Raw genomic sequence first — 21,079 nt, 5'->3', positions numbered from 1 at the left:
CTCGGCGGCGCGTCGGGGTCTTCGGCCGAGTAACCCGAGCGTGAGAACACCCGTCAGCGCCACGTCTTCGGCGAACCCGGTGAGCGCGTGGACGGCCTCGAACTGGGAGCGCTCACCGGGGCCGAAGAACCCCGTCGCGAGACCCTCATCGGTGGCGGCGAGCTGCAGCAGGGACAGCAGCGCGCCGCTGTCGAACCACCAGTACGGAACGGTCCACTCGCCTTCCGCACCTTCCTCGTCGGTTTTGTCGGATTCCTGGTAGCGCTCGTGGTACGACGCCTCGCGGATCCCGACGGCGATGAGCACGGGCGCCTCCGAGATCCACGCCGGAAGGCCGAGGTCGAGATACGGCTGCTCGGCGATCTCGGCAATGCGGGCGCGGACGTCGGGCGCGGTGATCACCGCGAGCCGGTGCCCCTGGCTGAAACCGGCACTCGGCGCGCGGCGAACCACCCGCACCACGCGGCGCTGGACGTCTTCGGGTACGGGGTCGGGCCGGTAGGCCCGGACCATCCGCCGGTGGCGCAGAACCTCGGAGAACTCCATGTGATCAGCATGGCGCAAGATCCACCGTGCCCGCTGGGGTTTCGCGAACAGTCGAACGTGACACTCCAGCCGCGAAAACTAGTGCCGCTTGGCGAACCACACGGCAAGTGGGAAATTTTTCTCCGCAACCGGTTTCATGCCGAATCGACATCCGCACAACTGGATTTTGCTTGCACTGAGCCAAGATCTACTCACCGACTGACACCGATTTGACATGACACACCGTCGCACGATCACTACGCCGCCAGTTGATCTGTGTCGCTTCCCACGGACTCTGTACACATGTCGTTGCTTGTTCTTAACCTGCTCGTGCTTTCGCGGTGACCTGCGATCCACCCCCGAGGATCAGCGGCCGGAAGCCACCGCGAGACTCCGGCAGACGCGGCCCTCCCCTGGCCGCGGAGCCCGGCGCGCGGTGTGAAAACGAAGGAGCCCACCCCCGTGGGGCGACACAGCAAACCCAGCCACACCAAAACCGTCCTGAAACGCACCGGCGCGACCGCGGCTCTCGCGAGCGCCGCGCTCGGCGGCATCGGCCTCGTCGGCGCCGGCACGGCCAACGCCTTCCCCGGGCAGGCCGGACTGGTCAAGTGCGAGAGCTCCGGCAACCCGACCGCGGTCAACAACACCGCGGCCGGCCAGCGCGCCGGACGCCCGGCCGGTCTGTTCCAGATCGTGACCAAGACCTGGCTCGCCAACGGTGGCGGCCAGTTCGCCCCGACCGCGGACAAGGCGTCCCCCGCCCAGCAGCAGGTCGTCGCGGACCGGATCTACGCCAGGTCGGGTTCGGCGCCGTGGGAGTGCAAAACGGGCTCCGGCCCGGCCGGCTTCGGCTCGTTCTCGGGCCAGCTGAGCACCGGGTCCGCCAACAGCGGCGCCGCCACCGGCCACAGCAAGGCCAAGGCGGCCAAGCCCGAGGCGAAGACCAAGCTCAAGGCCAAGGCGAAGCCGCAGGTCAAGCAGCAGGTCAAGCCGCAGGTCAAGCCACAGGTCAAGAGCACGCCCGCGGCCGGTGCGACGCGGTCGAACCCCAACGGCGACTACACCGTCGTCGCGGGCGACACCCTGTCGGGCATCGCCGCGCGCACCGGCGTCGCCGGTGGCTGGCAGCACCTGCAGCAGCTGAACTCGGCGTACGTCCCCGATGCCGACCTGATCCTGGTCGGACAGAAGATCGCCACGAAGTGACCCTCGTCCGCGTCCGCGCCGCTTTCCCCCGGGCGCCGCGGACGCGGACGGCGAGCCACCGCGGATCCCCCGCCGCGGTGCGCTCGGGCACCTTCGGCGAGTTCGCGGCGGAAGGCGCGCGGGGTTGGCGGGCTCTCGTTGTGGGAACACCGGCCCGTCTACCCCGCTCGTCCCCGCCGGCAGGCACCATCCGCCGCCTTTGCTCACCAAACAGACGTCAGGTAGTTTCGCCCCAGCCGACAGAAGCGGGGTGGGGCGGTGCAGCGCGCGGTGTACGACGCCGAACACGAGGCGTACCGGGACAGCGTCCGGCGGTTCGTGGCGACCGAGGTGGTTCCGCACCGTGAACGGTGGGAGGCCGCCGGCCGCGTCGACCGCGAGCTGTTCCGCGCCGCCGGGAAAGTCGGGCTGCTCGGGATCTCCGCGCCCGAGGAGCACGGCGGAGGCGGCAGCGCGGACTTCCGCTTCAACGCCATCCTCAACGAGGAGCTGGCCGCCGCGGACGTGTTGGGCGCGGGCCTCGGGTTGTCGCTGCAGGCGGACATCGCGTTGCCCTACCTCGTGGACCACTGCACGGCCGAGCAGGCCGCCCGCTGGCTGCCCGGCGTGGTCGCCGGCGAGGCCATCCTCGCGCTGGCGATGACCGAACCTGGCGCGGGTTCCGACGTCGCGGCAATCACCACGCGCGCCGTGCGCGACGGCGAGCACTACGTCGTCAACGGCGCCAAGACCTTCATCACCAACGCCCTCAACGCCGACCTCGTCATCACCGCGGTGAAAACCGACCCCGCGGCGGGCCGCAAGGGGATCTCGCTGCTGGTCGTCGAGGCCGACCGCGCGGGGTTCCGCCGCGGCGCGAAGCTGGCCAAAGTCGGGCAGCACGCCGCCGACACCGCCGAACTGTTCTTCGACGACGTCCGCGTACCGGCGGCCAATCTCCTCGGAGACGAGGGCCGCGGCTTCTACCTGATGATGAACCACCTCAGCCAGGAGCGCCTCGCCGTCGCCGTGCAGGCCACCGCGCAGGCTCGCCGGGCCTACGAGCTGTGCGTGGAGTACGCGAAGAGCCGCGAGGCGTTCGGCAGCCCGATCGGTTCGTTCCAGCACAACCGGTTCGTGCTGGCCGAGATGAAAACCGAGACCGAGATCGCCCAGTCCTACGTCGACCGGCTGCTGCTCGCCCACAGCCGCGACGAGCTGGACGCCGTCGAGGCGGCACAGGCGAAGTGGTGGACCACCGAGCTGTGCCAGCGCGTCGTCGACCGCGGAGTGCAGCTGCACGGCGGCTACGGCTACATGGCCGAGTACCCCATCGCCCGGGCCTGGACCGACAGCCGGATCCAGACCATCTACGCGGGCACCACCGAAGTCATGAAAGAGATCATCGGCCGCTCGCTGGGCTTCTGACCCGAGCGGGCGACGCGTCCGTCTTGGATGTGGCCCGCGCCACTGCTAAGCTCGGCCACCAAACGACCGGTAGATTCGAGTGAGGCAACGATGCCCGACCTGACGATGCGCGACGGCACCCGGCTGCACGTCCGGGACGAAGGAGCCGGCCCCACCCTGCTGCTCCTGCCCGGCTGGGGCGTCTCCACGTGGTGGTTCCGCAAGCAGTTCGAGACACTCACCGCCTCGTTCCGGGTCGTGTCCTACGACCCGCGCGGGCAGGGCGAGTCGGACAAGACCACCCGCGGCCAGCGGACCGCACGGCTCGCGGCGGATCTCGCCGAGGTCGTGGCGTGGACGGGCGACGCGCCGGTGCACCTGGTGGCCTGGTCCGGCGGCGGCTCCACGGCCCTGCAGTACGTCGAACTGTTCGGCACCGACCGCCTGCGCACGCTGACGTTGGTCGGCGCGAGCCCGAAGCTGCTGAAGTCCGAGGGCTGGGACCTGGGTTTCGCCGACCTCGAAGGCCTGCTGGGCTGGGTCGGGCTCGTCGGCAGCGACTTCGGCGCCGCCGCGGAAAGCCTGCTGCCGGCGTTCTTCGCCGCCCCGCTTTCACCTGAGGACCGTGAAGCCACGCTGGCCGAGATGCGCCGCTGCGATCAGGCGGCGATGGCGCTGGCGTCGTGGGGCTTCATCATCCAGGACTACCGCGACGTGCTGGAGCTCATCAAGGTCCCGACGCTGGTCATCACGGGCGCGGACGACGTCGCGGTGCCGGCGGGCAACGCGCCCTACCTGCACGAGCACATCGCCGGATCCCGGCTGGAGATCATCGGGAAGGCCGCGCACTGCCCGTTCCTGGAGCAGCCCGAGCAGTTCGACGCCGTGCTGCGGAAATTCCTCGACGCCTGACCCTCACCCGCTGCGGGCCGGGACCACCCGGCTCGCGGCGAGTCAGCTGTCCGACGCCGTGGTTTCCTTGCCCCGCTTGGGTTTGGCGGGCTTTTCGGCCGACAGCACGCCGTCGGCCGCGAGACTGTGGACGATCAGGTCCGCGAAGTGCTCACCGATCTGCTTCGGCGTGAACTCGCCCCCGGGCCGGAACCAGCGGTACACCCAGTTCACCGACCCCAGGATCGACAGGCTCGCCAGCTTGGGGTCGATGTCCGCGCGCACCAGGCCTTCGGCCTTGCCCTTCTGGACCAGGTCGAGGAACACCGAGCGGTACGCGTGCTCGCCGCCGAGGATCTCGGCCTGCCGTTCCTCCGGCAGCGCCGCCATCTCGTGCAGGAACACGGTGGTCCCCGTGAGGTTGCTGCACATGTGGTCGACGTGCCCGATCACCACGTTGCGCAGGCGCTGCAACGGGTCACCCGGCCGGCTCGCCAGTTCGACGATGTTGGCGAGACCCTGGCGGTGGACCTCGCTCATGACCTCGAACAGGAGGTCTTCCTTCGAGTGGATGTAGTAGTAGAGACTCCCCTTGAGCAGCCCCAGCCGGTCGGCGATGTGCTGCAGCGAAGCGCCTTCGTAGCCCTTTTCGTAGAAGACCTCGGTGGCGACGGCGAACAGCTCCGCCCACCGTTCCTCACGGGGTTTGCGCGAACCACCGCCGCGCCGCTCCGCCCTGCCCGCCGGCTGCCGCACCCGGACCACCCTCATTCGTGAGCTTCGCCGCCGGGCGCACTGGGCACGAGCGGACCTTTCGAAACCATCAATCTACCAAACGACCGATTAGTCAACCACCGGCCGTGGCCCCGGCGGGTGGCGATCACGCTACCGTCGGCGAGCGGCCGGCACTCAGACGGCGAGCCCCGTGTCCGCGCCGGCGTTGATCGCGCGCACGAAATCCGCCGGGGTTTCGGCGTCACCGAGGATGCGGACGTCGATGCCGTCGGCCGCGAGCTCGGCGGCGACCTGCGGGCCGGTCGCGCACCAGCCGATGGCCAGGGCGACGAGATCGGCCGGCACGGTCTCCTCGGGCGCGGTGTCGCCGGTGTCCTCGTCGGCCGCGCGCCAACGCACAAGGCCTGGCTCGATCCCGACGACCACAGCCTTCGTGAAAATGCGGACACCGTCGTGGCGCAGCTGTTTCACCAGCTGCCGCCGCGTGATCGCCTCGATGCCGCGGCCGATGCTCCCGCGCATCTCGACGATCGTCACGTCGGCGCCCCGGGCCCGCATCAGCTCCGCGGTCTCGCACCCGGTGGCGCTGCCGCCGACGACCACCAGCCGGGTCCCGGGCGCCACCTCGATCTCGCCGCGCAGCAGCCGTTGCGCGTCGTGCACGTCCGGCCCGTCGATGCCGGGCACAGGCGGCACCAACGGAACCGCGCCGGTCGCGACGACCACGACGTCCGGCCGCTCCTCGGCCACCGTCCCCGCGGAGACGCGTGCCGACGTGCGGATCTCGACCCCCAGCTCGGCCAGCCGGCGAGCCTGGAAATCCCGGAACCGCAACACTTCCCGCTTGCTGGGCGCCGCCCCCGCCACGGACAGCTTGCCGCCGAGCGCGTCGTCGGCCTCCCACACGGACACGCGGTGCCCGCGCAGCCGGGCGATCCGCGCGGCCTCCAGCCCCGACGGCCCGGAGCCCACCACCATCACGCGTCGCGGCGCCGCGGCCGGCTCGACGGACCACGTGAGCTCGCGCCCCACCTCCGGGTTCACCGAGCACCGCGCCCGCTCGCCGCGGCCGACGAGGTCCACGCAGGCGTTGCACGCGATGCACGGACGCACCTCGTCCAGCCGGCCGGCGCGCACGAGGTCCGGCCAGTCCGGTTCGGCGATCAATCCACGGCCGAGCAGCACCAGGTCCGCGTCGCCGGAAGCCACGATCTCGGCGGCCAGCGCCGGGTCGTCCAGCCGGCCGACGGCCATCACCGGCACCGACACGGCCCGGCGCACGGCCTGGCCGAGCGGGCGCATGTGGCCACGCCGCACCGCCATCGGCGCCAGCGTCTCGTGCAGGGTCAGCCAGGTGCCCGACGACACGGAGATCGACGCGACACCCGCGTCCTCCAGCATTTTCGCCACCGCGACGGCCGAGTCCAGGTCGAACCCGCCGGGCTCGGCGTCGGTCCCGTTGAGCCGCCAGACGAGCGGGAGGTCCACGGCCGCGACGATCGCGCGCACCACTTCGAGCGAGAACCGGGCCCGGTTTTCGAGGCTCCCGCCGTAGCCGTCGGTGCGCAGGTTGTGCCGAGGCGACAGGAAGTTCGAGGGCAGATACCCGTGCGCACCGTGCACCTCCAGATAGTCGAAGCCCGCCTCGGCCGCGAACCTCGCCGCCTGCGCGTAGTCGGCGACGATCCGCTCGATCTCGGGCCCGGTCAGCTCGTGCGGAGTGGGCGCGGCCGAGTTCAGCGGGACCGGCGACGGCGCCACGGACGGGCCGGCGACCACCTGGCGGCCCGGGTGCATGAGCTGCACGCCCACCACGGATCCGTGCGGGCGCACCGCCTCGACGATCCGCCGCAGCCCCGGCACGAACTGCGGCGCGCACAGGCGCGGCTCGGGCCCGACCGTGTCCGCGGAAACCAGGCAGCCCTCGACCGTGATCGCGCCGACGCCACCCTCGGCGCGGCGCCGGTAGTAGGCCACCGTGTCGTCGGTGATATAGCCGCCCTGGTCCAGGCACGTGCCCATGGGCGCCATCACGAGCCGGTTGCCGAACGTCAGCCGGCCGACCCGCACCGGCGTGAACAGGACGTCCAGCGCGCTCACGGCAGGATCCGCAACGCCGCGACCGGGCACGCCTCGACGCCCATCTCGGCGGTGTCCTCCTCCCCCGGCGGCACCTCCTGTTCCGCGGCGACGCCGGAGAAGCCGTCGTCGTTGAGAGGGAACAGCTCCGGGTCGATGATGTAGCACTGCGCGTGGCCCTGGCAGACGTCGGGCACCTGGCCGATCTTCACGAGGTCCTCCCGGCGCCGTGCGAGACGGGGAGAGTCTCCATGGCCCGCGACGCCAGGCTCGCCTTCCACTGTGGATCGCCGGCGAGCGCGAGTCCGGGCATGCGGGCGAGGATCCGGCCCACCGCGATCCTTGTCTCCATCCGCGCGAGCTGCGCGCCGATGCAAGCGTGGATGCCCTTGCCGAACGCCAGGTGCGGGTTGGGCGCGCGGCCGAGATCCAGGGAGTCGGGGTCGGTGAACTTCGCCGGGTCGCGGTTGGCGGCGGCCAGCACGAGGTGGACGCGTTCGCCGGGCGCGATCGTCCGTCCCCCGACCTCGGTCTGCGCGACGACCCAGCGGATCAGGACCTTGATCGGCCCGTCGAACCGCAGCAGCTCCTCGACCGCGGGACCGATCAGCGCCGGATCCTGGCGCAGCCGGTCGAGCTGGTCTGGCCGCCGCAGCAGGGCGAGCAACGAGTTGGCGATGGAGTTGGTCGTGGTTTCGTGGCCGGCGAACAGCAGCAGGGCGCACATGGCCACGAGCTCGTCGTCGGAGAGGTGGTCGGCGTCGCCGTCGTGCGCCATGAGCGCGGACAGCATGTCCTCGCCCGGGTCGGTGCGGCGCTTCGCGATGAGCTCACGGATGTAGGAGTCCATCTCCCGCAGGCCCCGCAACGCCCGTTCGTGCCGTTCGGCCCGCGCGGTGCCGCCGGCGCCGAACGCGACCAGCGCGAGCTCGTCGGACCACTCGCGGAAGCGGTCGCGGTCCTCGGGCGCCGCGCCGAGCATCGTGGCGATCACGGTGGTGGGCAAGGGATACGCGATGTGCTCGATCAGGTCCTGCGGGCCGGAGCCGCGCAGGAAGCCGTCGATGTGCTCGTCGACGATCCGGGTGATCATCCCGTCCATCCGCGCGATCCCCTGGCCCTTGAACGCTCCCGCGGCGAGCTTGCGCAGCCGGGTGTGCGCCGGCGGGTCGGACACGACCATCCAGCTCGCCATCAGCCCGAGCACCGCGGTCGTCGCCTCCGGCTGGTCGGGCCGCTCGGCGCGCGCGGCGAGCAGCGGCCGGACGCGGTCGCTGGAGAACGCCTTGTTCTGGAACGCCGCCGAGACGTCTTCGTAGCGCGTGAGCAGCCACGCGCGGTGCTTCTCGCTCCAGTGCACCGGGTCCGCGGCGCGCAGCTCGTGCAGCACGGGATAAGGGTCGGCGCTCGCGGACGGCTCGAGCAGGTCGTCGGGGACTGCGGGGTTTTCGGTGGCAGACATGGTGTCCTCTCAGGAGCCGGCGGCGGCAGGCTGCGCGAGGCCGCGGGCCAGCCCGAGCCGGTCGCGGACGATCCAGCCGCCGATCCGGCCGCCCTCGACGGAGACCAGACCGACGAGGTGCAGGGTCGCGGGCGTGCCGACGGCCGCCTCGCCGCCGTCGGGGCCGAGCCCGCCGGCGTAGGCGCCCGTGGCGGTGATCCGGAACGCGACGTGCTCGCCCGCGGAGAACAGCTCGTCGATCCTCGACGTGACGTCGGTGAGCAAGGCGGGCCCGGCGTCGCCGTCGTCGAAGCGGACCGACGCCGGGGAGTCCTTCGGCTGAACGGCCCCACCGGCGGCGATCCACTGCCGGACCAGGGATTCCGCTGCGGGGTTCGCCGGTTCGGCTTCGGTGTCCCACGGGGCCGGTGCGGGTGGGTCGACCGGCGCCGGGTTCCCGGAGCTCAGCTGACGGCGGCGGGACAGGTAGTCCTGCTCCACGAAGTTCGTCTCCAGCCGGCGGCCGTTCCAGCGGTACAGCCCGATGCCCGTCCACACGGCGACCTGCCCGTCGCGGGCGCGCCGGCCGTGTTCGGAGAACCGCAGGGCCAGTTTCCGGCCGTCGGTGACGATCGAGTGGACCGTCAGGCACAGCCCGGGATACTGCTCGAACTGCCGCTGCGCCGCCGGGATGTACGCGTCGTCGCGCCCGGCGACCTCGTGCGGGCCCATGCGCAGGACGTAGCCGGGCTCCATGATCTCCGCGCACACCGACACGTCGTGGCGGTTGGTGTAGTCGTTGACGTAGCGGCGCATCAGCGCCACGAACGGGTCCGGGCGGGCGGCCATCAGCGGCCCTCGAACTTCGGCGGCCGCTTGCCGAGGAAGGCGGCGATGCCCTCCGCGGCGTCGGCGGTGGCGTGCAGCGTGGTGAGCGCGGCGGTCGAGTGGTCGAACTCGCCGCGGTCGACGCCGCGGTTGACCAGGTTCTTGCCGCTGGCCACGGCGAGCGGGGCCATCGCCGCGAACCGCCCGGCGAGCTCGCGTGCGGCGGTCATCAGCTCGGCGGCGGGAACCACCTTTTGCGCCAAGCCGATCCGCAGCGCCGTGGGCGCGTCGACCCGCTCGCCGCCGAACATCATGAGCTTCGTCCAGTGCCGCCCGATCACCGACGGCGCGCGCAGCACCCCGAACCCCGGCACCAGCCCGACGCCGCACTCCGGCATCCCGAACGTCGCCGTGTCGGCGGCCACCACCACGTCGCACGCCAGAGCCAGCTCGCACCCGCCGCCGAGGGCGAACCCGTTCACGGCCGCGACGATCGGCAGCGGCGACTCCTCCACCGCGGCGAAGGTGCGCATGCAGTCCTGCTGGAACTCGCGTTTGGCGACGACGTCGGTGAGGTCGGCGAAACTCGCGATGTCGCCGCCGGCCGAGAACGCCTTGTCACCCGCGCCGGTGATGATCACGGCTCGGGTGCGACCGTCGGAAGCCAAGTGGGCCAACGCTTCCCGCAGCTCCGGCCAGAAGTCTCGGCCCATCGCGTTGAGCTTGCCCGGGGTGTCCAGGGTGAGCACCGCGACCGCGCCCGAGCCGTCGCCGGTGTCGTCGACCTCGATCCGCAAGGTGCGGGCCGCGGCGGGATTCCAGGTGCTCACGCAAGTCCTCCCGAGGCGATCTCGATGCTCGTCGCGATGACGTCCCGCGTGCGGGCGGGCTCGATCACGTCGTCCAGCGACAGGTGCGCGGCGGCCTCCCACGGCTCGGCCTCACTGATCCACTCCTCGGTCAGCTCGGCGACGAGCGCCGCGTGCGCCTCGGGGCCTTCCTCGGCCAGCACACGCTCCAGCCGGCGCCGGTGGATCGTGCGGATGCCGGTCTCGGGCGCCATGAACCCGAGCTCCGCACTGGGCCACGCGTAGAGGAAATCCGGTTTGGTGGGGCGCCCGCCCATCGCGAAGTGCCCGCCGCCGTAGGCCTTGCGCAGCACCACCCCGACCTTCGGCACGGTCGTCTCGGCGATCGCGGACACGAGCCCTTCGTAGCCATGCAGAATGCCGCCGCGCTCGGCCTGGGTGCCGATCATGAGACCGGGCACGTCGTGCAGGAACACCAGTGGCAGGCCGAACGTGTCGCACAGCTTCACGAACGTGCGCTCCTTCGCCAGCGTCGGCGGCTCCAGCGCCCCGGCGCGCACGATCGGCTGGTTGCCGATGAGCCCGACCGGCCGCCCTTCGATCCGGGCGAGGGCGCACAGGAGGCTCGGCCCCCAGCCGTCGGCCCAGGGCAGCACGCTCGCCTCGTCGGCGATGCACGCGAACACGTCGCGCATGTCGTAACCCGAGCGCGGGCCGAGCGGGACGATCGACTCGAGCTCACGCGGGTCCCGGGCCGGCGGGCGCGGCGGCGCGAGCGGCGGCTTCAGCGTCGAGTTCTGCGGCAGGTAGGACAGGAACGCGGCGATGGCGTCCATCGCATCGGCCTCGGTCTCCACGACGAGGTGCGCGTTGCCCGCTTCGGTCGCCGCGGCCGGGCCGCCGAGCTCGGTGTCGGTGACCTTCTCGCCGATCGCCGGCTCCACGACCGACGGACCTGAGAGCGCGATCGAACCGCTGCGCACCATCACGACGAAGTGCGCGGTCGACGCGTGCAGGGCGGAGTCGCCGTAGCTGGGACCGAGCACGGCCGCGGCTCTCGGCACCACCGGCTGACCGGGCGGCGGCTTGAGGAACGTGGTGAAGTCCAAGGGGAGACCGGAAAACCGCCAGCCGGAGACGTCCGGCATTCGGCCGCCGTCGGCGTCGCACAGCAGGACGAGGGGGAAACCGTGGCGTTGCGCGTGCTCGATGAGCCGGCCCTGCTTGCGCATGCTGATGGGGGCGGTCGTGCCGGCCACCACGGAGGAGTCGATGCCGATCACGCCGATGCGCCGGCCGTCGAGCAGGCCGAACCCGGTCACCACGGCGTCGCCGGGGATCGGCTTTTCACGGCGCAGCTCCGGCAGCGCGAGCGCGCCGATCTCGAACCACGAGCCGGAGTCGACGAGCAGCTCGATCCGCTCGCGCACGGGCAGCCGGCCGGATTCCCGGTGCCGGCGCAGGCCTTCCGGCCCGCCGCTGGCGTGGGCGGCCGCCTGCTTCTCGCGGAGAACGGCGAGCCGGTCGGCCATCGTGACCTCGGCCGGTTCGGCGGTGTCGTCACCCGAGTCGTCGCGCACGGTGCTCCTCGTCGTCACGGGACCTCCCCTGGCCGGATCGGGTCGCGGCTGCCGCAGTCGGCGGCAGTCACGTTCACGACGGTCGTGTTCACCGCGGTGGCCCGGCCCCGGAGCCGACCCTAGACTATCAGACGACTGGTTGGTAGACAGTTCTCCACCGGGTGCCCGTCGTCCGCGACGGAACCCCCAAGACGGGTGTGCAGCGACACCACGGACGTGAGGGAAACCGACATGCCAGAGGCGACCGTCCTGGTGGCGAACCGCGGCGAGATCGCCGTTCGCATCATCCGCGCGTGCCACGAACTCGGCCTGCGAGCCGCCGCCGTCCACAGCGACGCGGACGCCGGCGCACTGCACGTCCGGCTGGCCGACGAAGCCCACCGGATCGGGCCGCCGCCCGCGCGAGCGTCCTACCTGGACGTCGATGCGGTGCTGGGTGCGGCGAAGGCAGCCGGCGCGAGCCTCGTGCACCCGGGTTACGGCCTGCTGAGCGAGGACGCCGGGTTCGCCGAGGCGGTCACCGCGGCCGGGCTGACGTTCGTCGGGCCGTCCGCCGAGGTCATCGCGCGGATGGGCGACAAGGTCGCGGCGCGCGCGGTGGCCGACAAGTGCGGCGTGCCGGTGCCGCCCGGCACCGCGGACCTCACGGCCGAGCAAGCGGCGGCCGAGGCGGACCGGATCGGCTTTCCCTTGGTGGTCAAGGCTTCCTTTGGCGGGGGCGGGCGGGGCATGCGCGTCGTGACGTCAGCCGACGGGCTCGCCGAGGCGATGGCCGCGGCCGGGCGGGAAGCGGGCGCCGCGTTCGGACGGCCGGAGGTGCACCTCGAGCGCTACCTCCGGCCGGTGCGGCACGTCGAGGTGCAGGTGTTCGGTGACGCGCACGGCACGGTCGTCCACCTCGCCGACCGGGACTGCTCGGTGCAGCGCCGGCACCAGAAGCTGATCGAGGAGGCGCCGGCGTTCGGCCTGCCGGATCGGGTGCGCGCCGCGCTGCGGGAAGCGGCCGTGACCCTGGCGCGCGAGGTCGGCTACGTCGGCGCGGGCACGGTCGAGTTCCTCGTGCTGCCGGAGACCGGCGAGTTCTTCTTCCTGGAGATGAACACCCGCCTGCAGGTCGAGCACGGCGTGACCGAGCTGGTCACCGGCCTCGACCTCGTCGCGGCGCAGCTGCGGGTCGCACTCGGTGAGCCGCTGCCGTTCACGCAGGACGACGTGGTGGTGCGCGGGCACGCGATCCAGGCCCGCATCGCGGCCGAGGATCCGTCGGCGGGTTTCCGCCCGGCGCCGGGCACGGTGACCGGCCTGACGCTGCCGCTGGGGCCGGGGATCCGCAACGACTTCGGGGTCGAGGCCGGCGACGTGGTGCCGACGATGTACGACTCGCTCTTCGGCAAAGTTCTCGCCCACGGCGCCGACCGCGACACCGCACGACGCCGGCTCGTGGGCGCATTGGGCGAACTGCGGGTCGCCGGTCCGCCGACGACCGCGCCGTACCTGCGCACGATCCTCGGATCGGCGTCGTTCACGGAAGGCAGGCACGACACGGGATCCGTCGAACGGGAGTGGGCGCCGGAACCGGCCGCGGCTCCCGCCGCTCCCCCCACCCCGCGCACCTCGGGCACGAACGCCGTGCCTGCCCGGCTGGTCCGGATCGCCACGGACCGCGGACCGGTCGAGATCGCGGTTTACGGACGCGCTCAGCGGCCCGGGGTGGTTGCCGCGCCGTCGGAACGCCCGTCGCGCGACAGCGGATCAGGCAGCACCACGGGCACGACCGCCGGTGGACCGCCGACCGCGCCGATGGACGCCACCGTGGTCGCGGTCCGGGTCGAGCCCGGGCAGGAGGTCGCCGCGGGTGACGTCGTCGCGGTGCTGGAGGCGATGAAGATGGAGATGCAGGTGCGCACGGAGGTCGGCGGGGTCGTCGGGACCGTCCTCGTCTCCCCCGGTACCTCCGTCGCCGCCGGGGCTCCGCTGATCACGCTCGGCTGAGCCCGGCGGTCACGCCTCCGGCGCCGCCACGATCGGGATGTCCGGCCCGCCGCCGTCGACGAGAATGCGTTGCGCCGTCAGGTAACCCGCGCCGGCGGAGGCGAGGAACGCCACGACGCCGGCCACGTCCTCGGGCCGCGCCACGCGGCCGAAGGGGTAGCGCGCGTCGAGGTCGGCGATCGCCCGCGCACCGGACGCCGCGGCGAGCCGCTCGCCCATGTCGGTGACCACCAGGCCGGGCGCGACGATGTTGACGCGCACGCCGTGCGGCCGTTCCTCGTACGCCAGGGTCCGCGCGGCGGCCTCCATCGCGGCCTTCGCCATCGTGTACGCGGCGCCACCCGCCGGCGTGGTGTCCACGATCGCGCTCGACACCACGATCACGTCGCTGCGGGCTGCGGCGCGCATCCCCGGCAGCAGGGCGCGGATCAACGCGAGCGGTCCCAGCGTGTGGACGCGCAGCAGCCGCAGGTATTCCTGCTCGTCGGTGTCCGCGATCGGCGTGCCGCGGCTCGCCGTCCCCGCGTTGCTCACGAGCAGGTCGACGGGGCCGAGGTCGGCGCGGATCCGCTGCACCATGGCGGCGACGGCGGCCTCGTCGTCCACGGACGCGCGGTAGGCGACCGCGGTCCCGCCCTCGGCAACGATCCCCGCCACGACCTCCTCGGCCGCGCCGGCGTCACGCCGGTAGTTGACCGCGACGGCGGCACCGTCGGCCGCGAGCCGCGTCGCGATCGCGCGGCCCACGCCGCGCGAGCCGCCGGTCACCAGCGCGATGCGGCCCGCCGGCGGCGTGGCGTCGGGGGACATCGGAAACTCCTCGTCGTCGGTGGTCGCGTCAGAGGCGGGTCGCGGCGTCGAGCCGGACCACCTCGCCGTTGAGCAGCTCGTTTTCCATGAAGCTCGCCACGAGCCGGGCGAAGTCTTCGGGGCGGCCCAGACGTTTCGGGAACACGTGCAGGTCCATCAGCGCGGCGCGGCGCGTCTCGTCGGCCCCGGCCAACATGCCCGTGTCCATGATCCCCGGGCACAACGTCATCACGCGGATCCCCCAGATCGCGAGGTCCCGCGCGAGCGGCAGCGTCAGCGCGACCAGCCCGCCCTTCGACGCCGAGTACGCCGCCTGCCCGGCCTGTCCTTCCAGCGCGGCGGCCGACGAGACGTTGACGATCAGCCCGCGCTCGCCGTCCGGTCCCGGCTCGTTGCGCGCCATCGCGGCGACGGCGTGGCGCAGCACGTCGAACGCGCCCACGAGGTTGATCTCCACGGTGCGCCGGAAGAGATCCAGCGGGTGCAGCTCGCCCTTGCGCGAGAGCACCCGTGCGGCCGGGCTGATCCCGGCCGCGTTGACGCACACGTCGAGTCGCCCGAACCGCTCCGCGACCGCGCCCACGGCCTTCTCCACCGCCGCTTCGTCGGCCACGTCGGTGGGCACGAACAGCGCGGATTCGCCCAGCTCGGCCGCGAGCTGGGCGCCGGCCGAGCTCGCCAGGTCGAGGATGCCCACCCGGCCGCCGCCCGCGACCAGCCGCCGCGCGGTGCCGGCGCCGAGCCCCGACGCACCGCCGGTGACCAGGCCGACGGAACCCTCGATCCTCATTTGATCGTGGCCCCCGCGTCGACGGGCAGCGCGACCCCGGTCACGTACCGCGCCTCGTCGCTGGAGAGGAACAGCACGGCGTTGGCGATGTCGATCGGGTCGACCCACGGCACCTGGAGCGCGTTGAGCGACAGGAAGCCCGGCATCGCCGCCTCCCGCGTCGGCGCCGGGTCGTCCGGCGCGAACATCCCCCACGTGCCGGGGTTCTGGATCATGTGGGTGTCCACATTGGTCGGGTGGACGGTGTTGACGCGGATGCGATGCCCGGCGAGCTCGTTGGCCATCGTGCGCATCAGCCCGACCATCCCGTGTTTGGCCGCCACGTAATGCCCCACCTGCATGATGCCCTTCAGCCCGCCGATCGAGCTGGTGAACACCATCGACCCGCCGCCGCGGCGCATCAGGTGCCCCACCGCGGCCTTCGCGGTGTGCCAGACCCCGGTGAGGTTGACGTCGAGCATGTCCTGCCACATGTCCTCGGTGAGCTCCCAGGACATGCCGTAGGTGGCGATGCCGGCGTTGGCCACCACGATGTCCAGCCCGCCGAACCGCTCGACGCCCTCGTCGAGTGCGGCCTGCAGGTCTTTCGCATTGCGGACATCGGCTTTGCTCGCCACGATCCGCCCGCCGGCCTTCTCGACCAGTGCGGTGGTCTCGGCCAGGTCCTCCTCGGTGGCCGGCGGGTACTTGTCCACCGTCTCGACCGCCGCGCACGCGTCGATCGCGATGATGTCGGCGCCCTCCTCCGCGAGCCGCACCGCGTGTGCGCGGCCCTGCCCGCGCGCCGCGCCCGTGATGAACGCGACCTTTCCCGCGACCCGTCCCGTCATGTCCGCCTCCTCTGCTGGAAGAAACTCGTTGCCGTGCAAAGACTTCCGGTCAGTAGCGCAGCGTGCCGGCGAACGCGTCGAGCCGCTTGCCCAGCACGGCCTCGGCCGCCGTGATGCCCGAGCGCGCGGCCTTGTCGATCCCGATGCCGCGGGCGCGCGTCGTGTCGCCGGTCAGCCACAGGCCCTCGATCCCGCGGACCACCGTGTCGGGCCGGACCGGGCCGACCAGTCCCGGTTTGGTGATCACGCCGTAGCTGGTGACGACGTGCGGCTTCGTCCACAGTGCCCCGCGCGCCGCCGGCAGCATCTCCTCGATGTCCTCCCACAGCTCGGCGAACTTCCGGTCGAGCCAGGCCCGGTCGCCGTAGTGGGTGGTCGCGTCGAACGAGGCCCCGACGCACGTCAGGTACTCCCCCGCAGGCGAGACCCCGCCGTCGTAGCCGGTGAAGTTGAGGGTGAAGCCGGGCAGACCACAGCGGGGCGTGGACAGGAACGACGCCATCTCCCGCTCGGTCATCGCGATCACCGGCTCCTTCGCGGCGATCCAGTAGCCGATCCAGCAGGCCCGGTTGCGGTTGGCCGCCAGCATGCGGATGCGCGCCGAGAGGTCCCACGGCAGCACGTCCTCGTCGAACAGCCGCAGCAGGTCCCAGACCGGGGCCGACACGACCACCTGCGGCGCCTCGATCTCCTCGCCGTCGCGCAGGGTCACGCCGCGAACGGCGCCGTCGCGCACGTCGACCCGGCGGACCGGCGCCGAGAGCCGGAGTTCACCACCGTGGGCCTCGAACGCCGCCACCATGGTGTGCCACAACGCATCCCAGCCGCCCATGGGCCAGAACGAGTAGCCGGCGGTGCGCCGCGTCGAGTAGTGCAACTTGCGCGTGTACAGGTTCTCCGAGGCCGAGTGTTCCCACGGCCGCAAGGTGATCTGCTCCAGCACGGAGATGGCTTCCCACACCGTGTACACGCCCTCGTCCGAAGTGTACTGGGCCATCCACTCCCGCAGCGAAGCGTGGTTCCAGTTCTCCAGCTCCTTGTACGACGTCTCGTTCAGCGCCTGGATGCACCGCTTGAGGCCCTGCTTCGCGCTGCCCGCGTACTGCTCCTGGATCGGCGCCCAGCCGCGGCCGTTGGTCCAGAACGGCATGGAGTCGCTGCGTTCGGAGTGCACGAGGTCGAGCCCCATGAGCGCGCACACCCTCGTCAGCGAGTCGCCGGGATCCTCGACGAGGTGGCTGCCGAGGCCGAGCTGGTGGCCCTTGTACCGGTACTCGCGCGCCCGCCCGCCGAGGTACGCGTGCTTCTCCACCAGCAGCACGCGTTGGCCCTGTTCGGCCAGCACTGACGCCGTGACCAGGCCGGACACGCCGGCACCGAGCACGATCACGTCGTAGGACAAGAAACCTCCTCCTGCCGGGTGTTCACGGGGCGACCACGTCGGCAACCGCCCGCAACGGCGCGTCGAGCAGTTCGAGCACGGTCCCGTCGGGGTCGCGCAGGTACACCACCCGCACCGGACCCCACTGTTTCGGCTGGTTCCACAACCGCTGCCCGCCGGCCGCCTCGGCCCGGGCCAACGCGGCGTCGACGTCGGCGACCCGGATGCCGAGGTGCGGCAGCCGGGCGGCCGGCTCCGGCGCGGCACGCCACTGCGGCGCCGGCTCGCCGAACTCGAACAGCTCGATCCCGCTGCCGTCCGGGAACCCGAGCAGGGCGACGCGCACCTCGCGCTCGGTGTTCATCGCCAGCGCGGCCGCACCGGGATCGAGCGTGAACGGCGGCGCGAGCGGTTCGGCGCCGAGTTCGCGGTAGAAGGCCACGGCCCGGTCCAGCTCCGCCACGCGCACGCCGAGGTGGTGCAGTCCCGCCGTCACACGGACCGGCCGCGGTCCGCCCAGTACGCGCGGCGCAGGTCGCGCTTGAGGATCTTCCCGGTGGGCGCCTTGGGCAGGGCGTCGACGAACTCGACGGACCGGGGCTTCTGGTAGGAGGCGAGGTGCTGCTTGGCCGTGGCGATGATGTCCGCCTCCGTGGCCGTCGTCTCGGGCTTGAGCACCACGAACGCCTTCACCGCTTCGCCCCACTCGTCGTCGGGCACGCCGATCACCGCGCACTCCAGCACCGACGGGTGTTTGTTCACCGCCTCCTCGACCTGGATCGAGTAGATGTTCTCGCCACCGGAGATGATCATGTCCTTGGCGCGGTCGACGATGAACACGTACGACTCGGCGTCCCAGGTGGCGATGTCGCCGGTCCACATCCAGCCGTCGCGGATCGTGTTCTCGGTGAGGTCGGGGCGGTTGAGGTAGCCGAGCATGTTGGCCTCGGACCGCACGATGATCTCGCCCGCGGTCCGGCCGTCCTTGGGCACCTCGCGCCCGTCCGGGTCGACGACGCGGACCTGCGTGACAAAACCCTCGCGCCCGCAGGACATCAGCCGTTCCGGGTGGATGCCGCGCACGGCGTCGAGGTGGTCTTCCTGCGACAGGAAGCACATCGTGGTGCCCTCGGTCTGCCCGTAACCCTGGATCAGCGTGCAGGGGAACTGGTCCAGCGCCGCCTTGACCACCGACGAGGGCATGGGCCCGCCGCCGTACTGGATGTTGCGCAGGGCCGAGATGTCGTAGGAGGAGAAGCCCGGCACGGCCATCATCCAGTTGAGCATCGTGGTGATGCCCAGGAACGCCGAGACGCGCTCCTCCTGGATGAGCTCCAGCGCCGTGCGCGCCTCGAAGTTCATCAGCACCAGCGGGCAGCCGTGGCGGTGGTAGTTCATCGAGAGCACCACCGGGATGTGGTACATCTGCCCGGTCAGCATGTAGACGTCGGTCGCGACGATGCGCTCGGCGACGGTCTGGTTGAGCATCCCGAACGACACGCTCGTGTGGCTGTGCAGCGCGCCCTTCGACTCGCCGGTGGTGCCACCGGTGTAGAGGATGAAAAACGGGTCGGCGTCACCGATCGACGACGACTGCACCGGCTCGTCGGTGCTGCTGCGCGCCAGCAGGTCTTCGTAGCTGCCGTCGCCTGATTCGCCGTACTGCAGCCAGTTCGGCACGTCCACCGTGGACTGTAGCTGCTTCGCGGTGTCGAGCCACTCGTCGGACGCGATCACCGCCTTCGGCGCGGCGTCGGCGACGATCCGGGTCAGCTCGCCCGCGCCGAGCCGCCAGTTCAGCGGCTGCGTGACGAGCCCGGCTCGCCCGGCGGCGTAGTACAGCTCCTGGTACTCGATGGAGTTCTTCGCCAGGATCGCGACCCGGTCCCCTTTGGACAGACCGAGTCCGCCTTCACTCGCCAGCCCGTTGGCGAGCCTGCGGACGCGTTCGTCGAGCGTTCTCCAGTCCATCCGCCGGCCGCTCGGGGCGTCGACGATCGCGTCCCGGGTGGGGGTGAGCGCCGCCCACTTCTCCGGGATCCGTCCGATGTTGACCATGGGTGTCCTCTGGTAGGTGCCGGTGCGGGGATCAGTAGGGCAGGTCGAGGTAGATGTGCCGGGTCGCGATCAACCAGCGGTCCCCCTGCTTCACCAGCTCGTCGCGGTACCAGCCGCTGGAGAGCACCCGCACCGCGCCGTTCTCGATCGAGAGCAGGGTGAGGTTCGCGGTCGTCGCCGCGCTGTCCGGGGTTTCCTTGGTGAGCACCAGGTTCGAGAGGTTGTGCCGGCGCTGGTCGGTCTGCGCGACGAGCGAATCGGCGTGCAGCTTGCGGATCGCCTCGCGGCCCTCGAACGGCCCGATCAGGTCGCCTTCGCGGCCGATCTGCATGGTCATCGTGGCCGTCTCGGTGAACTGGTCGGCGATCAGGCCGACGTCGTTCTCGTCGTAACCCCAAGAAGCCTTGCCCAGGACGTTTTCGATCTCGGCGCGTGCGGTCATGCGGGTGCCTCCTCAGGCGGGCGTGAAGGTCAGGGGCAGCGAAGTGGGGGCGCGGGTGAACACGCCGTGCTCCGGCGGCGCCTCACCGTCGAAACGGATGTCCCGCATGGCGTCGAGCAGGTGCGCGATGCCGGTGTCGAGCTCGGTCTTGGCCAGCATCGCGCCGACGCAGAAGTGCCGCCCCAGGCAGAACGCCGTGTGGTTGGCGCCGGCGGTGTAGGCCCGGCCGAGGTCGAGGTCGGTGCGCAGGAGGTTGAACGAGTCGGGATCGGCGTACTTGGCCGGGTCGCGGTTCGCCGCGCCGATCAGGCAGGTCACGGTCTTGCCCGCCTCGACGACTCCGCCGGAGAGCTCCACGTCTTCGGCGGGCTGGCGCATGATCATGTGCACCGGCGGCGAGAACCGCAGGGTCTCCGCGAACGCGGCCGCGATCAGCGAGTGGTCGGCGCGGACGGCTTCGAGCTGGTCGGGGTTCGCGACGAGGTTGCGCATCAGGCTGGCGATCGCCTTGTCGGTGGTCTCGCCGCCCGCGGTCAGCAGCAGGCTGCAGAAGGCCTTGATCTCCTCGTCGCTCATCCGCACGCCGTCGATCTCGGCGGAGCACAGCGTGGAAAGCAGGTCCCCGCCCGGGTTTTCGCGGCGCGCGCGGATGATCGGCAGCAGGTAGGCCTCGAACTCCTCCTTGGTGCGGATCCCTTCGGCCATCACCTGCTCGTCACCGGAGAGGTTCGACAGGAAGGCCATGATCGAGCTGTACCAGCGGTGGAAGTGCTCGTGGTCGGATTTGGGCAGGCCCAGCATGTCCACGATCACGTTGATCGGGAACCGTGTCGCGTACTGGTCGACGAGGTCGACGCGCCCGTCGCGGCGGAATGCGTCGACGAGGTCGCGCGAGTTCTGCTCGATGACGGGCAGGAACTTGGTCATCAGGTCCCGTCCGCGGAAGGCCGGCGCGACCAGGTTCCGGTGCGTGGAGTGCTCGCGCCCGTCCATCTGCAGGATGGTCCGGCCGTGCACGGGTTCGAGTTGCCAGTCGTAGTTGTGACTGGTGAACACCGGATCCTTGAAGGCGCGCTCGACGTCCGCGTACCGGCTGATCACGTAGCTCTGCGTGGCTTCGTGCCAGATGAGCGGGTGCTGCTCGCGCATCACCCGGTACGCGCGGTAGGGATCCGCAGCGAACTCCTCGGACAGGATGTCGGGTCCAGCGGTGGCGGCTACGGACATCGGCGTCCTCCATGACGTCATCGTCACTGACTAACGGCCGTTTGGTAGCGGTGAGATTAGCACCAC

General features: G+C 71.5%; 19 protein-coding genes and 1 pseudogene. 4 read left to right on the top strand and 16 right to left on the bottom strand.

Annotated features, from left to right (window positions below; translation table 11 throughout):
- Positions 1-93: 93 nt before the first annotated feature.
- A pseudogene (locus AB0383_RS32625) lies at positions 94-513 on the bottom strand (nitroreductase family protein); the annotation flags it as partial.
- A 474-nt stretch (positions 514-987) separates the two neighbouring features.
- On the opposite strand from AB0383_RS32625, the gene AB0383_RS32620 reads away from it, so the two are divergent.
- The 3 genes from AB0383_RS32620 (at position 988) to AB0383_RS32610 (ending at position 4,032) form a co-directional block, all read left to right on the top strand.
- Entirely contained in the window at positions 988-1,734 is a 747-nt protein-coding gene (locus tag AB0383_RS32620; RefSeq protein ID WP_364184824.1) for a transglycosylase family protein, read from the top strand.
- A 258-nt stretch (positions 1,735-1,992) separates the two neighbouring features.
- A complete protein-coding gene (locus AB0383_RS32615) occupies positions 1,993-3,141 on the top strand; it encodes an acyl-CoA dehydrogenase family protein (RefSeq protein ID WP_364184822.1) in 1,149 nt (382 codons plus the stop codon).
- Between the two features lie 90 nt (positions 3,142-3,231).
- On the top strand, positions 3,232-4,032 hold the full coding sequence (locus AB0383_RS32610; protein WP_364184820.1) for an alpha/beta hydrolase: 801 nt from the start codon (positions 3,232-3,234) through the stop codon (positions 4,030-4,032).
- A gap of 42 nt (positions 4,033-4,074) precedes the next feature.
- Here AB0383_RS32610 and AB0383_RS32605 read toward each other — a convergent pair whose 3' ends face one another.
- The 7 genes from AB0383_RS32605 to AB0383_RS32575 form a co-directional block, all read right to left on the bottom strand.
- Complete coding sequence (locus tag AB0383_RS32605) at positions 4,075-4,767, bottom strand: TetR/AcrR family transcriptional regulator (protein ID WP_364184818.1); 693 nt, start codon at positions 4,765-4,767, stop codon at positions 4,075-4,077.
- Positions 4,768-4,920: 153 nt separating this feature from the next.
- Positions 4,921-6,846 carry an FAD-dependent oxidoreductase gene (locus tag AB0383_RS32600; RefSeq protein WP_366189357.1) on the bottom strand — a complete coding sequence of 642 codons (1,926 nt, stop codon included), beginning with the start codon at positions 6,844-6,846 and terminating at the stop codon, positions 4,921-4,923.
- Complete coding sequence (locus AB0383_RS32595; RefSeq protein WP_220242096.1) at positions 6,843-7,037, bottom strand: ferredoxin; 195 nt, start codon at positions 7,035-7,037, stop codon at positions 6,843-6,845. Before AB0383_RS32595 ends, AB0383_RS32600 begins: the two co-directional genes overlap by 4 nt.
- Positions 7,034-8,287: a cytochrome P450 gene (locus tag AB0383_RS32590; protein WP_364184814.1), complete on the bottom strand. Its 1,254-nt coding sequence runs from the start codon at positions 8,285-8,287 to the stop codon at positions 7,034-7,036. The genes AB0383_RS32595 and AB0383_RS32590 overlap by 4 nt, the downstream gene beginning before the upstream one ends.
- Before the next feature lie 9 nt (positions 8,288-8,296).
- Positions 8,297-9,115: a nuclear transport factor 2 family protein gene (locus AB0383_RS32585; RefSeq protein ID WP_364184813.1), complete on the bottom strand. Its 819-nt coding sequence runs from the start codon at positions 9,113-9,115 to the stop codon at positions 8,297-8,299.
- Positions 9,115-9,924: an enoyl-CoA hydratase/isomerase family protein gene (locus tag AB0383_RS32580; RefSeq protein ID WP_364184811.1), complete on the bottom strand. Its 810-nt coding sequence runs from the start codon at positions 9,922-9,924 to the stop codon at positions 9,115-9,117. Before AB0383_RS32580 ends, AB0383_RS32585 begins: the two co-directional genes overlap by 1 nt.
- On the bottom strand, positions 9,921-11,501 hold the full coding sequence (locus AB0383_RS32575) for a carboxyl transferase domain-containing protein (protein ID WP_364184810.1): 1,581 nt from the start codon (positions 11,499-11,501) through the stop codon (positions 9,921-9,923). Before AB0383_RS32575 ends, AB0383_RS32580 begins: the two co-directional genes overlap by 4 nt.
- 213 nt (positions 11,502-11,714) lie before the next feature.
- On the opposite strand from AB0383_RS32575, the gene AB0383_RS32570 reads away from it, so the two are divergent.
- Complete coding sequence (locus AB0383_RS32570) at positions 11,715-13,475, top strand: biotin carboxylase N-terminal domain-containing protein (RefSeq protein WP_364184809.1); 1,761 nt, start codon at positions 11,715-11,717, stop codon at positions 13,473-13,475.
- Positions 13,476-13,484: 9 nt separating this feature from the next.
- Here AB0383_RS32570 and AB0383_RS32565 read toward each other — a convergent pair whose 3' ends face one another.
- Genes AB0383_RS32565 through AB0383_RS32530 form a run of 8 tightly spaced genes read right to left on the bottom strand, consistent with a single transcriptional unit; the run spans position 13,485 to position 21,013 of the window.
- Positions 13,485-14,285, bottom strand: coding sequence for an SDR family oxidoreductase (locus AB0383_RS32565; RefSeq protein WP_364184808.1), 801 nt, complete (start codon positions 14,283-14,285; stop codon positions 13,485-13,487).
- 28 nt (positions 14,286-14,313) lie between these two features.
- Entirely contained in the window at positions 14,314-15,075 is a 762-nt protein-coding gene (locus AB0383_RS32560; RefSeq protein WP_366189356.1) for an SDR family NAD(P)-dependent oxidoreductase, read from the bottom strand.
- Positions 15,072-15,905 (bottom strand): mycofactocin-coupled SDR family oxidoreductase, encoded by an 834-nt coding sequence (locus tag AB0383_RS32555; protein ID WP_364184806.1) that lies wholly within the window; start codon positions 15,903-15,905, stop codon positions 15,072-15,074. The genes AB0383_RS32560 and AB0383_RS32555 overlap by 4 nt, the downstream gene beginning before the upstream one ends.
- A gap of 49 nt (positions 15,906-15,954) precedes the next feature.
- Complete coding sequence (locus tag AB0383_RS32550) at positions 15,955-17,307, bottom strand: FAD-dependent oxidoreductase (RefSeq protein WP_364184804.1); 1,353 nt, start codon at positions 17,305-17,307, stop codon at positions 15,955-15,957.
- A 22-nt stretch (positions 17,308-17,329) separates the two neighbouring features.
- Positions 17,330-17,782, bottom strand: coding sequence for a VOC family protein (locus AB0383_RS32545; RefSeq protein ID WP_364184802.1), 453 nt, complete (start codon positions 17,780-17,782; stop codon positions 17,330-17,332).
- Positions 17,779-19,344 carry an AMP-binding protein gene (locus AB0383_RS32540; protein WP_364184800.1) on the bottom strand — a complete coding sequence of 522 codons (1,566 nt, stop codon included), beginning with the start codon at positions 19,342-19,344 and terminating at the stop codon, positions 17,779-17,781. Before AB0383_RS32540 ends, AB0383_RS32545 begins: the two co-directional genes overlap by 4 nt.
- Before the next feature lie 31 nt (positions 19,345-19,375).
- Positions 19,376-19,786 carry a nuclear transport factor 2 family protein gene (locus tag AB0383_RS32535; protein WP_364184798.1) on the bottom strand — a complete coding sequence of 137 codons (411 nt, stop codon included), beginning with the start codon at positions 19,784-19,786 and terminating at the stop codon, positions 19,376-19,378.
- Positions 19,787-19,798: 12 nt separating this feature from the next.
- Complete coding sequence (locus tag AB0383_RS32530; protein ID WP_364184796.1) at positions 19,799-21,013, bottom strand: cytochrome P450; 1,215 nt, start codon at positions 21,011-21,013, stop codon at positions 19,799-19,801.
- Positions 21,014-21,079: the final 66 nt, after the last annotated feature.

This window comes from Amycolatopsis sp. NPDC051373 (assembly GCF_040689465.1).
Lineage (GTDB): Bacteria > Actinomycetota > Actinomycetes > Mycobacteriales > Pseudonocardiaceae > Amycolatopsis.
This window is presented reverse-complemented; position numbering and strand designations above follow the sequence as displayed.